The sequence below is a fragment of the Paenibacillus guangzhouensis genome, from assembly GCF_009363075.1.
GTDB classification, from domain to species: domain Bacteria; phylum Bacillota; class Bacilli; order Paenibacillales; family Paenibacillaceae; genus Paenibacillus_K; species Paenibacillus_K guangzhouensis.
Map to the genome: position 1 here is coordinate 2,620,832 of NZ_CP045293.1, position 13,701 is coordinate 2,634,532.

The 13,701-nt window shown below is 45.2% G+C and carries 11 protein-coding genes; all 11 read right to left on the bottom strand.

What is annotated here, in order from left to right; genetic code table 11:
- Position 1 precedes the first annotated feature (1 nt).
- The 11 genes from GCU39_RS11660 to GCU39_RS11710 all read right to left on the bottom strand — a co-directional run bounded on the left by GCU39_RS11660 (position 2) and on the right by GCU39_RS11710 (position 13,692).
- Entirely contained in the window at positions 2-2,296 is a 2,295-nt protein-coding gene (locus tag GCU39_RS11660) for a hypothetical protein (protein ID WP_152393662.1), read from the bottom strand.
- Between the two features lie 31 nt (positions 2,297-2,327).
- The gene (locus tag GCU39_RS11665) at positions 2,328-3,662 is read right to left on the bottom strand and encodes a UDP-glucose dehydrogenase family protein (RefSeq protein WP_152393663.1); all 1,335 of its coding nucleotides are present in this window, start codon (positions 3,660-3,662) and stop codon (positions 2,328-2,330) included.
- Positions 3,663-3,697: 35 nt separating this feature from the next.
- Positions 3,698-5,065, bottom strand: coding sequence for a sugar phosphate nucleotidyltransferase (locus GCU39_RS11670; RefSeq protein ID WP_152393664.1), 1,368 nt, complete (start codon positions 5,063-5,065; stop codon positions 3,698-3,700).
- Positions 5,066-5,100: 35 nt separating this feature from the next.
- Positions 5,101-6,111, bottom strand: coding sequence for a polysaccharide pyruvyl transferase family protein (locus GCU39_RS11675; protein ID WP_152393665.1), 1,011 nt, complete (start codon positions 6,109-6,111; stop codon positions 5,101-5,103).
- A 1-nt stretch (position 6,112) separates the two neighbouring features.
- Positions 6,113-7,450, bottom strand: a complete 1,338-nt coding sequence (locus GCU39_RS11680) for an oligosaccharide flippase family protein (RefSeq protein WP_227793551.1) — start codon at positions 7,448-7,450, stop codon at positions 6,113-6,115.
- 24 nt (positions 7,451-7,474) lie between these two features.
- Positions 7,475-8,380, bottom strand: a complete 906-nt coding sequence (locus GCU39_RS11685) for a glycosyltransferase (protein WP_193726888.1) — start codon at positions 8,378-8,380, stop codon at positions 7,475-7,477.
- 3 nt (positions 8,381-8,383) lie between these two features.
- Positions 8,384-9,415 carry a glycosyltransferase family 4 protein gene (locus tag GCU39_RS11690; protein WP_152393667.1) on the bottom strand — a complete coding sequence of 344 codons (1,032 nt, stop codon included), beginning with the start codon at positions 9,413-9,415 and terminating at the stop codon, positions 8,384-8,386.
- A gap of 28 nt (positions 9,416-9,443) precedes the next feature.
- A complete protein-coding gene (locus GCU39_RS11695; RefSeq protein WP_152393668.1) occupies positions 9,444-9,821 on the bottom strand; it encodes an acyltransferase in 378 nt (125 codons plus the stop codon).
- 178 nt (positions 9,822-9,999) lie between these two features.
- Positions 10,000-11,136: a glycosyltransferase gene (locus GCU39_RS11700; RefSeq protein WP_152393669.1), complete on the bottom strand. Its 1,137-nt coding sequence runs from the start codon at positions 11,134-11,136 to the stop codon at positions 10,000-10,002.
- On the bottom strand, positions 11,129-12,304 hold the full coding sequence (locus tag GCU39_RS11705) for a glycosyltransferase family 4 protein (protein ID WP_152393670.1): 1,176 nt from the start codon (positions 12,302-12,304) through the stop codon (positions 11,129-11,131). Before GCU39_RS11705 ends, GCU39_RS11700 begins: the two co-directional genes overlap by 8 nt.
- The gene (locus GCU39_RS11710; protein WP_152393671.1) at positions 12,301-13,692 is read right to left on the bottom strand and encodes a hypothetical protein; all 1,392 of its coding nucleotides are present in this window, start codon (positions 13,690-13,692) and stop codon (positions 12,301-12,303) included. Before GCU39_RS11710 ends, GCU39_RS11705 begins: the two co-directional genes overlap by 4 nt.
- Between the last annotated feature and the right edge of the window lie 9 nt (positions 13,693-13,701).

A 13,701-nucleotide genomic window follows, 5' to 3' on the forward strand; every position in this document is an offset into this window, starting at 1 on the left:
ATTAGAATTTCATTAAATGGTCGATGATCAAATCAATCATCTGATTTACCTGTTTTTTCACCTTATTGATAGCTTCGTTCTTTAATCCTTTAGGACCTTCTACTTTGTTAATCTGCTCGTAGCTATCATTTCCGGCTTGGATCACTTCAAGAATGAATTGCACCTTCTCCGAATCTGTCGTTGCCGTATCGAATCTCTTTTGAATATCAGCTAACTTGCCTTCGAATGCCTTCAGAATGTTTTGGATCAACACTTTTGGATCATTCGCTGCATCTTCGTTGATCAGTGTAATCTCTTGCTCAAAAATAACCTTCGAGCTGCCTCCCAAGAAATCCTCAAACGATGCTTGAATGACCGCAGTTCCTGTCGCAACTTTCTTGTCGATGGTTACTTTACCGTTCGAGTCCACCTTCACATCCTTGCTGCCTGATACTTTCTTCCACTTCAGGCTATTGGAAGGCAGTTCTACGCCTTGGACTGTCAGACCATAGAGATGCTGACGGCCACGGTCAGAAATCTTAACCGTCGATGCCGTCTCGGAACGAACAAATGCAGCAGTCAACGCTTTGGTCGCGGCCTCTTCCTGTTTAAGCTTATCTTTCCATCCAAGGATCATAGAAGCTACATCTGTCGATCTGACGTCTAGATTAGATAAGGCCTTGCTTAGCGCATACCCCTTCGTATCATTGAGCACTTTCGCCAAGGCTGTGCTTCGAATGATGGATAGCCCATTTTTGCTGCTTAATACGTTAGCTAACTCTTTCGAGCTCATCGAAGCGAGCTTGTCCCGAACACTTGCCTCTACGCCTCCATGACCTTTGTTATCGCCAAACATCAAAATGAGGATATCGTCAATGTTTATTGTAGGAACACCAGCAGCCTTCCCGATTATTTTCAACGCAGCCCGGTACTCTGGATTTGATCGAATCGATTCCAGCTGAGACGCTTCTACATCAACTGGGAGTGATCCTACTGCTTGAATGATCTTGAGCAAAGTTCTCTTCAGCTCAGCTTGATTGACGGAATCTGGAAGTTTTTTCGCTATCGGTTTCCAGATCGGATCAATCAAAGCTTGATTCTTCGCTAAATCCAGCCCCATTATCTCATCAAGCAACTTCTGAACGCTCTTCACATCCGAAGATCCCGCAGCGACAAGCGCATTTCGAATCTTTTCTAATCGTTTCAGGTATTCCGCCACCGGGAACACATTTTCTTCCGATGCAGATGTATCTGTCAGGGTCACTTCTTTCTCGAAGATCACCTTGGCGGGCCCTCCATTTGGATTGACTAACTTCGCTTGAATCACAGCCGTTCCGCTTGGCACCCCTTCAGGGATCCTAACGATCCCGCTAGCGTATACCTTCACATGTTCACTGCCCGATACCTTCGACCACTGCAATACAAAAGAAGGAATATCCACACCGAACAATTTCAACCGATAGACATGCTGACGTCCATTTTCACTAATCTCTGCTGATGCCTCTGTGGCTGAACGGATGTAAGCAAAGCTTATCGCTTGAAGCGCAGCATCATCCTGCTGGAGTTTGGCCTGAAGGTTCACGACCAATGTTCTAATATCTTGCGATGAAATATTCAATTTTTGGAGCATTGAACTGATTTTATAGTCACCAGTCTGACTGAGTTGGCTATCCAACGCTTGAAGTACAATCTCCGCAATCCCTTTACTATTGCCTACTAACTGGATCAATTGCGTTACGGACATTTTTCCCAGGATACTTTTCACTTTACCTTCCAAGCCATCGCGACTTCCGCCATCACCGAATACGAAAACGACAAGATCATCGACTCTAAGATTCTCGTCTCCTGCAGCAGCTGCGATCAGCTTGAGCGTCGCGCGGAATTCAGGATCAGTCCGAAGCGCCTCGATATCCGCAATCGATTGGATCGAACCAACCGCTTGGATCAGACGGAATAGACTTTCTTTCAGTTCCTTCGGATCGATATTCGCCGGAAGCTGGGCAATGACTTTTTTCCAGATCGGATCTACTAAATCCTTATTCGCCATCCAATCAAACTGAGCTAGTTCATCCCGCAAACGCATGACCGCTTGTACTTCTTGCGGACCGCCGGCTGCAAGAGCAGCATACCACTTTCTTATTTGTTCATATAAAGCGACCGACAACGGCGATACATCCGCAGCATTCGCTTTTTGAACCAAATTCAACTTCGCTGCGAAACCTTGCTGACTAAGTGGTATTCCTCCCAATGTAGCAGCAAGCATGGATAGTGCAACAGCAGACACCGTCACTTTCTTCGTCAAAGTCAACTTATTCAAGCTTTCAGCTCCTTACTAGAATCGTTATTTGTTACAACACAGGCATTGGTTGTCTAACGCCCTGGTTCAGATTAGGACGGCCTACCGAATAATAGATGAAATCCGTCCCTAGCAAATCCTCCTCATGGAACACATTGCGTCCGTCGATGAGAATCGGCTGTTTCAATACGTTCTGCAATTGATACAGATCAACCGATGCAAATTCATCCCACTCAGTTAATAAGCACAACGCATCCGCATCTTGAGCCGTATCAAGCGCCCTCACCCCCCATTCAACGCCATGCTTACCATATAGCGCTTGAAAACTATCCATCGCGATAGGGTCGTACGCTTTTACCTTCACACCTTGATTAACCAAGTGCTGAATAATTTCTAAGGCTGGTGAATCACGCACGTCATCGGTGTTCGGTTTGAACGCTAACCCCCATACCGCAACCGTCTTCCCCTTGAGCTCGCCATGGAAGATCGTCTCAAGCTTACGAATGACATTAAATCGCTGATCTTGATTCACTTCCACGACGGAGCGCAGCAATTTGAACTCGTAATCGACATGACCCGCAATTTGAATGAGCGCGCTGGTATCTTTCGGGAAACAGGATCCCCCATACCCAATGCCTGCCTTCAGGAACGATGGGCCGATGCGTTTATCATGACCCATCCCTTCTGCAACCTTGGTTACGTCCGCACCGACCTTCTCACAGATGTTCGCAATTTCGTTAATAAACGATATTTTCGTAGCGAGAAATGCATTGGAAGCATATTTAATCATTTCCGCACTCCGAATATCCGTGACGACGATTTGCTCAGTCAACGGCTGATGAAGCTGAATCATTAATTCGGCAGCACTCTGGCATTCAGCTCCTACGACGATCCGGTCAGGATGCAGTGTATCCTCAATCGCGGATCCCTCACGCAAGAACTCTGGTAACGAAATGCTGTCAAAATTGTAATGCGATCGTGACCGAATTAACGCTGCAACCCGCTCATTCGTTCCGACAGGTACAGTACTTTTCACAGCGATGATTTTGTACCCGTTCATCGCTGCTGCGATTTCTAGGGCAACTTCATCAATATATGCAAGATTGGCTTCGCCACTTGGTAACGGTGGCGTCCCTACCGCGATGATAATAATGTCCGATTGCTTCACAGCACTCGTTAAATCTCCCGTAAAAGACAGCTTCCCCGCTGCACGATTGACCGCAGCCATTTCCTTGAGTCCCGGCTCATAAATCGGGATGCCTCCAGCATTCAACATGTCAATCTTGCGAGGATCCTTATCCACGCAAATAACCTGATGACCGATCTCCGCATAACAAACGCCTGAGACGAGTCCTACATAACCGGTTCCGATAACCGTAATATTCATTCTTAACACTCCTTCATTGGATTTGTTCTCTCACACTAGGTGCACAGTTGTTTTATCTCATTCCAATCAAAGGCGAGCCTCACAATATCTTCTTCGATTAGCTCCGTCCCGGTCTGTACCTCGATAATCTCCATTTCCGATTCTGCGCGCAGGCTATGTCTGCTATCTTTCGTAATGACTAAGACATCACCTGACTTCACGGAAAAATGCTTCCCATCGAGAACCATCTCACCCGTGCCTGCTACGACCGTCCACACCTCGTCTCGAAGCAAATGGTATTGATAACTTAAATTCTGGCCCGCTGTGATGCAGATGCGTTTGGTCAACACTTCTTTGCCATCGGGATATTTCAAATAATCGAGTACACGGTAACGCCCCCAGCGCCGTTCTTCATACATCGGCCGCTGATCCGAATGTTTCATGACTTCTTTAATCATCGGACTCGCAGCTTTATCTGAGACGAGAATGCCATCCGGACTTGCCGCTACGACAATGTTGGATACATTAAGCAGCGTAATCGGGATGTCCAATTCATTAATGACATGGGTATTATGCGTCTCACCGCTAAGAATTCCTTTGCCGATGAGCGAGCTCTCGATTTCTTCCGTCAGCGTATTCCATGTCCCCAGATCCTTCCACTCGCCATGATAAGGCAGCGCGACGATATGATTCGCTTTCTCCACGATCTCGTAATCGAAGCTATTCTTCGGAAGCCTGCTGTACTGCTTTGACATCTCGTCGTATTGGATCGGATAGCCCTTCTCGATTAACATATTAATGAGGAAATCCAGCTTAAACGCAAAAACACCGCAGTTCCAAAGCGCAGCCTGCTCTATCATCGCTGCCGCTTCTTCCTCGCGGGGTTTCTCTCGAAAACTATGTACGGTTAGGTAAGGCTCATCAGCCTGTGTACCGATCTCAGGGACAATATATCCATATTTCTCGGATGGATAAGTTGGCTTTACGCCCATCAGCGCCAAATCCGCACCCGATTCATTCAGTACCTGATCCAGCTCTTTGGTCTTATGGAAGAACGACTCCTCTACATACGGATCAACCGGCATAACGACGACGGTCTCATTAAGACTTACGCCTTGCACCGTATATAAATAGGTAGCTGCCAATGCGATTGCAGGAAAGGTATCTCTTCTCTCCGGTTCAACGATGACTTCGACCTCATTACCGAGTTGACAGTGAATCATTTCCACTTGCGAATTACTCGTTGCGATAAAAGCATGATCACGAAGTCCGGCCCTTGAAATCTGCCCCCATACACGCTGCACCATCGATTCACGATTGCCATGTTCACTTGCCAGCACCTTCAAAAATTGCTTGGAGCGTGATTCATTCGATAACGGCCAGAGGCGTTTGCCTGATCCCCCAGATAGAAGCACAATTTTCATTCTGACTCCTCCTAAAATTTTTGTGGTATAAAAATTCACTTTGAAAGACTCAGCTTCGTTTTATTAAGCGTCGCTTCCTCATGCAGTCTCGCAATCTTGTGAGTTTGCACGGCGAGCTGTGCGGTTTCCAAGCCGCTGATCCACGTATTGTAGTAATTAGAGTTCTTGCCATAGGAGTTATCGAGCAGCGTATTGGGCTTATCCATCAAGCAAGCGAGAATATGACCATGGAGTCTAGACGTCTGGATATTCCGATAATCACTGAATCGCTTGATCGCTTTGTTCACCAAGTAATCGCTATACTTGTCCCAGATCTTATACATTGGTAAGGGTCCGCTGCCTTTTTTCATTGCGCTCGCGATCCATTTGATCGATCTCCGCTCCACACGGTTGTATAAGGAACCCCAGTCCAAGAAATCTCCATCCGCATCCGATTCGAACTGTAACTGATCCTTTGTTTTCTCGATATCGGTACGGAAGAAGCACAGCAATTCTTTGCTTGGGCTGCTTGTTGGCTTAATGGGCCACAATTGATGGGCCATATCCGGAGATAAATAAACTCTGCATCCGTGAAATTTCTGAACAGCCTTCTCATAAGTCAATGTATCTCTGACGAAGAGATGAATATCGCCATGTCGATTAAACAACTCCGCTGTCTGGTCGTATGCCGACTCTTCTTTGAAAAAGATCGTTTGCGGGAGCAATACAATCCGGTTCTCGGGATATTCTACGACGATTTTCTCACGTAATTTCTGATGTGCGTGATACAAATCTCCAAAGTTTCCACCGCCCTGGAGTACGATGATCTGATCTTTCGGAATCGTTAGCTTGTCAGGAAAATCAAGCACACTGTACCGCGCTTGAACGTGGATCTTATTGTCTCTAAAAAACGCCTCCGTGCCCTTCATGATCAGCAAATCGCCGCCATTGTTATATACGGGATAATCAATATAATAAATGCTTGACCTAGGCGGGATAACACTCAGAATGAGTCGTAGCCGTTTTTTCAATGCATCCATCGGATGGAAAGTCGGTTTCATTTGCATATTAGCGCGCTCCTTTGCCTTTTGTTTTTTCTATCATTCGGTCGATTAGAAAACGAAAATCGTTCTTGTCGAACATCATGTTACTTATCTTCACCTGAAAGACGATCCGCATCGAAGCCATCGTCACCGCGAGACGAATGATCGCTCCAATCAGTAAAGCAATCGCAATCCCGTTCAACCCATATAATGGTGTAAACACGAAGAATAACCCGATCGTGATCGTAAGGGCGATAATCTGACGTACAAATACTAGCCCCGGTCGTCCCATCGCATTAAAGGAGGAAGCGAGTATCCACGAACCGCCTCCGAGAATACATTCAATCGATAGGATGTAGAAAGCCCCACTAGCCTCTAGAAAAGGGGCGCCGAATAATATACCCATGAGATATCGACCGATGAACATACAAGGAATAACTACGATCGACATCAAGAGCATGGAAAGCCGAAACGCACGGCCCACCGTCGCAACAATCGCATCCTTCTCCATGCCGGTGACTTTCGGGAAGATCACGTTCGTAATCGCTGTCTGTACAACATTGAATACACGAGATAGCGCATAGACAACGGTATATAATCCCAAATCCCTTGCGGTTAGCATTGAGAGAATCACCATTTTATCGAATTGCGAATACAGCGTCCCGAGCAGCTCTACGCCAAATACTCGGCTGCCGTAGCCGAATAATGATTTTGCTACCTGCAGATTACCTACTCCCTTGAACCAATTCATGCGAAGTTCGTCTCTCATGCTGTAAATGGCCCACAAAATGACAAATACACTGGTTACGAGAAACACCAGTGCTGCAGAATGAAGGCTTAAATTGTTCATCGACCAGAGTGCCAACAGCCCTATCAAATTGATTAAAGGAAACCCTAGTCGAACGCCATTGTAGACGTTAAATTTCCCTGTGCTCTGTGCCAGCGCAGAAATTAAATTGACGGCCAACAATATTGGCAGCATAAGTACCGTGTACCACTTCGCCGTCTGAATAACCGCCTCCGGATAATTCCCAAGCCATGTTGGCAGCCAGATCCAAGCGACGATCCCCACAATGAGGCTGACTGGGATCTGGAACAGGAATCCCGCTCTGACGAAATCGGCTCCATTCCCTTTATTTTGCTTCAAGTTATAAATGAGTGACGTTGGCAGACCAAATCCAACAAGTCCTGCGAGCAACGTCGGCCAAAAAAGAATCGCCGAAAACTCCCCTTTGCCCACGACTCCGAACATCCGAGCTGTGACAATCGACGTCAACGTACTAATGATCATCACCAGTAGATTCGTTGCACTCGTACGAAGTATCGTTTGAAAGATTCCGTTGCTCTTTAATGCTTTATGCATAGTAAGCTCTGCCATAACCTAACTTCAACCCCTACCGGAATATCGCAAGATACCAACGAGTGAACCGTTGCGGTAACATACTTTAACCACTTGTCTGATAAAAGTCTTGAAATGAAAGATGGAGAACAGCGATGATAGAATCGCCTGGAGCATACGAACCGTGTGCTTCATGACGGCAATGCTGCTCGTATCGTTGCGCTTCACCGCATCGCTCACCCCCTGCCAGAAAATCCGTTTCAAGAACCATTTCTTTGTCGTTCGTTCTTTTGCGATTTTGTGTTGAACCGGAGCGAATGGCGTATAGTATACCTTGTACCCTACACGTAGTCTCGCAATCAGCTCGCTTTCTTCACTGGATAAGAGATTGGTTCCGACACGTCCCAAGTCTTCGCGAAATAGCTTCATATGATGGAAGACACTCATTCGAAAAGCGACATTCGCACCGTATGGGATGGACGGAGCCGGCATCTCCTTCACTTCACTTGCATAATCGAGAATCGTGAATACTGACCGATGTTCCTCCGGAATCCATTCTGGCTCCTCAGCCTCCCAGATCGGATCGATTCGTCCCCCGACACAGCCAATCGTCGCATCACGCTCAAATACTTCGACGATGTTACGTACCCAGTCACGCGAAGCCAGCGCATCATCATCTAAGAAAAGAATGTATTTCCCACTTGCTTCCCGAATGGCTCGATTGCGCGCAACCGATAATCCAAGCTTATCTTCGAAAATATATCGTATCCTGGAACCGTGCCGTTCCCTTAAATCATTCACGACCTTCGCGGTGCCATCTGTCGATCGATTATCTACCACGACAATTTCAATTTCATCACTTGTATAATTTTGCCGCAAGACGCTCTCAATGGCTTCACCTGTGTCCTTCGCTCGATTATGCGTGCAGATGGCTACCGTTACTGTAATCTTCATCGATCATCCACTTCCTTGATACACGTTTTTGATCTGCTGTGCTATGGTGTTCCAATCTAATTCCTGCAAGACTTCATCGTAATTGGGTGACTTGTCCTCATGTTTCATATTCAAGGCCACTTTCATCGCGTTCTTCAGCCCGTTATCATCTGTTGGATCATATCGAACAACCATATCTTCTTTAAAATATTCATCGATGAAATCGTTGTTCGGCATGACGATCAGCTTCCTGAATGACAGACCAAGAATGGCAGAACCGGACGTCGTAATCTCTTTATAGGGCATGACCATAACATCAACCGCACTGATCAGATCCGCGATCGATTCATTCGGGATGAATCGTACATCAAGCACGATATGATCCATATCCTTAACGCGCTTCAGATAGTCGTTCATTTTCTGATCAGCTTTGCCTGCAATGATGAGATAACTCCGCTTCGTCTTCACCGCATGGAAGGCTTCAATCAGATCCTCGACACCTTTATAGGCTTGGATGGCTCCTAAAAACAAGTAAACATCCGCATCCTCAGGAATGTTATATTTCTCTCTGAAATTAAGGCCATTCCGCTTATACACGCCCAAATAATGACCATGCTTCACGACGAACAGCTTCTTCGCCGGGACATCGAATTCAGCCATCACTTTTCGCTTGATCGAATCCGATGCTACAATCAATTTGCCGCAGAAGCGGCATATTAACCGACGCATGAATCGCTCCATCTTGTGATACTTCACGTGATGCGGGTACAGATTATGGATCGTCCAGATTAACTGAATATTCCGCACCTTCAAATACACCATCGTCAACACAAACAAGAACGATTTCACAAGAAACAACAGCAAATTTCGATTCTGATAGGCATGATGCATCCAGTGAATGTGGACAATGTCGCCCGGTTTTGCCTGGCCAACCCGTAAGAACAACTTGCCATGCTTCAAATCCTGAATATCTATGCCTACCCCGCATAACGAATCCGTTAATAAATTATTATAGAAATTCAACTCGCTTGATTTCGGCCACATCCATACTTTCATCGCTTTACTCTCCCTAAACTTGCTAGAATCAATTCCACCGGACATCTTTATGTATCACCTTGGCCGGTATCCCTGCTACAAGAGTATAAGGCTCTACATCCTTCGTAACGACGGAACCTGCAGCAACTACGGCACCGTTCCCTATCGTTACGCCTTTTAGAATAGTTGATTTGCAGCCGATCCATACCTTATCACCAATAACTATTGGCTTCGTCGATACCGATCCTTCGATCTCATGGTAATCCGTATCCGAAATTACGACGTCCCATGAAATCGCGCAATCATTACCGATCTTAACCAAAGATTTAGACATGATCTCCGTGCGACGGTTGATGTATGTTCGATCGCCGATCACAATCTCTGCTCCGGACGCATCGAGATAGAAATTAACTCGGTCATAGAGCATCACCCTATTGCCAAGAATCAACCTCGTATGGTGACATCTCGATATGAGATGAGAACCCGATACTTGAAGCATTGAACCACTTTTCGTTACTCGAAGTCCAAAAAGAAACCCTCTGAGCACACGGTTTGTCTTCTTTATGACATGCTTTACATGATGTAAAACCATGATGGAGCCCCTCTCAGGCATGATTCGCATTCCTAGCTCTCTTTGACTTTATGCGATTGGCGAGCAGCGCTTGGTAGGTTTTCTCAACCTTTCGGGCAATCGTGCTCATGTTGAAATCACTCATAACACTGGTATGGCCTAGGTTCGAAATCTCTTGATAATTGACTTGGTGATCGTAAACACGCTGAAGGATCTGATATAACTCTTCAACATCGCCATCCTTTACGATAAACCCTCCCTTAGTCTGGTGAATAATCTCAGGCGCACCGCCGGAATCGGATACAATGGCGGGTGTCTGAACTAACATCGATTCAATAATCACTCTCCCAAATGGCTCATTTAACGAGAAATTAATGGTCAGATCGCATTCCTTCATTAAATCAAGCGGTTTCTTGCTGTATCCATAAAAGATAACTTTTTCTTCTAAGCCATATGCAACCACTTGCTGGATCATATCGTTTAAATAACTCTCCGAACCATCAACGGCGGTGTCTCCTACGATCAGCAGCTTCCAATTATGACACTCATGATCTGACAGCTTCTTGACGGCTTCGATCATCAGATGATATCTCTTCCACTCGACGATCCGCCCGAACGTCCCAATCACGAGTGTATCATCCTCCATAAATCGCCGTGTTTTCATACTTAAAGCAAGCCCTGGATCAACGCCATTATAGATGATCGTCTTATTATCCCCATGGATCGAATTCGCGACAAAGCGTGAAATGCATATCACCTGATCGAAGAATCGGGGCAAAACACGATTGTACATTTTCGATTGCATGTAATCCCGATGATGCCAGATTAATTTACATTTCGTTAGGAATTTGAGCGGTGCAGCGTACCACGGCGCCCGCCAACCATTCGCATGAATAATGTCAATCTTGTATTTAGACACGAACGACTTGATTCGAAGCACTGTCTCCAAATACCCGAAGCCGAATTTCTTCTTAATGCTATTGAGGCGAAGCGGAATGTGCTTGTACGCCGTTCGAATCTCGCCCAGATATTCCGTATTTTTAGGACTTAAGAGAAAAATCTGATATTTTGAAGTATCCAAATAATTGATCAAATGAATCAGACTTTGCTCGGCGCCTCCCTTTTTTTCCGCATGGGTGATAAACATGACATTTATTTTTCGATTATCCATTCATAGCACCTGCTTCATGATAACGTGAATGTAGTGAATTGATGTAACGTTTCAATACTTCTTTATGGTCATAATTTGTGCGTATGTACCGCTGTGACGAAGCTAGCAGCTTCCGCGCTCTCGGCGGATGGTCGAATAACAGCTTAATTCGAAGATAGAATTCCTCCGGACTATCTGCGACCAAAATATGCTCGTTATCTACGAGTCCCGTGCCCTCGCAACCGATCGAAGTCGAGATGACAGGCAATCCATTCTGAATGGCTTCGATTGTCTTGAGCTTCACACCCGCTCCGTTCTGCATTGGATTCACAAACAGATATCCCTGTTGATAAATGTCATCCAGACTCTCCGGTGTATCATGTACAATCACATTCGTCATATCGTACCCATCAAGCCAGTTCAACCCTTGCTTTCTACTGTTACCAGCCACAATAAATTTGTACCCTGGCTCCTTCAGCATGGCCGGATGAATATGTTCCAAATACCACTGAATCGCTTCACGATTATTCGGCATGAATAAAGACCCGATAAATACAACATTCTTGCTCTCAAATGAACTTGTGAGGAACGTCTCCTTCGTCACAGGAGGTGGTAGAAATAAGCTTTTTGTTGTAGGATGAAGCGATTGAAATGTTTCAAATTCCTTGCTTGAGATAAATAAATACTTATCTACCTTCTTCAGCATGTTCTTCTGCAAATTCCTGAATTTGCTGCTCTCCATGTGATAGTACAGCTTATGAATCCGATTGGATGTGCTTCTAGCCAATGCCTTGAAGTAAACCGCCTCATCGTTATGAACTCTCAAAATCACATTTGCATGTTTGATTAGTGGGTTCTTCAAGATAGGATACACATAGTCGCCTTCCAACAGCACATAATCATAATCCTCATCAATATTCACATATCGCAGCTCATTTCTCGATTGTACCTGCATAGGTACTCGATAGAGGAGATCCACCAGCTTACTTCTCCGCTCACACAGCTTGATATCTTCCACGTAGCGATATACGACATTCATATCCTCTGGCGTAGGCATTTGTTTGCCGCATACGAGCAGATGGATTGTCCACCCAAGCTCGGCCAGCACCTGTATTCGGCCCCACGTATCAACTCTGCCCCCATGATCGGCGGGATATGGAAAATCACTACAAACAACAAGTATTTTCATTTGGATACCCCCGACATATTCGAATGATGTACTTCCTTTTCCCCTACAAACGTACTGATAAATGCGAACAACATCCAGATCTCATATTTAATTTCAAGAGCCACAAAAAGTAAGGAGAGCAGCATGAAAATAAGCGCCAAGTACAGGATAATGCTTGACTTCGCTTTGATGATCAAGTTTTTGGCTAGCAAATAGAAAAATACGAGTGAGAAGATCCCCCCGAACATAAACCATTGGAAAAAACCTGATTTAACACCTAAATTTTTAGCCGTTCCCGTATATTGAAGCAATTCTCCCGCATTGATCTGGCTTATGCCTAAGGTATTGTAATAGAACCTACCCATGAACTTAATCGAGTCATCTAAATAGTTATCGAAATACATTAAGTAAGCGCCTGTACCTACCCCAAGCGGATGATGCAAGACCGTCAAGATGGCGATAATGATCGTCCCCATCCTCGTATAAGACGATGTATAGTTCTCGATATCGTTCGTAAAGGAACTGATCAAGCCTGCCGAGAAATAAACAATAAACATATACACGGCTAGCAACGCGACGATGAGCACAATAAAGTTTTTCTTCTTCCTGAAATCCATAAATTTCATCATGGTCACGACAAGCGTCAATAGACAGACGATGAGAAACCCTTTTGATCCCGTCACGGATAAATAGGTTAGAAAAAAAATAGCGACATAAATGTTCGATAGAATCATAGCCACACGATTTAAATTAGAGCTCAAATAAACTAGAATCGCAGAATACGCCATAACGATGGTTCCCGTCGTACTGCTCTCCGAAGTAAGCAGCCTCACTCTCCAATAGGGCTGACTCCCGGAATGCAAGGCGGTGAACGCATTCGGCATCGCAGCTAATTCAACCATCATAATCACGAGCAATAGACTTACCGCGATAAAAAAACTGGCATACAGGAGCTTGTAGCTTTTCATTTTGGAGAACACAAGCTGCATGTGCCTGATATAGAGCAGAATTAATACAAAATAAATTAAGACCTTGATCCCTTTACCGAGCAGGCCCTCCGACCAGAAGCTATAGCTCCCTTGCATGAATTGAATGAGAATGTAGCCTAAAGTGACAAAAGTTAAATAAATAATAAAAGCGAACAAGTATTTCTGAAGCTTTGGCACAGCCATAAACCGCTTATATTTGGAGAGCATCGCGATCTCGCAAAAAACAAACAAAGGCAGCAGCAGGATGATCGGCGATCTGCCTATTTCTCCGACGATGTTGACAAGAGGGAAATCCTGATAGACTGTCAGCACCAATAAGATACTGAGATAGATCGTCAGGAAGTATCCCCCTTTGCCTGACTGCTTCTCGGCAAATGCTTCATTTATCGTATGACTGCTTTGTAAGCCTACGTTCTTCATCTCTTCAAC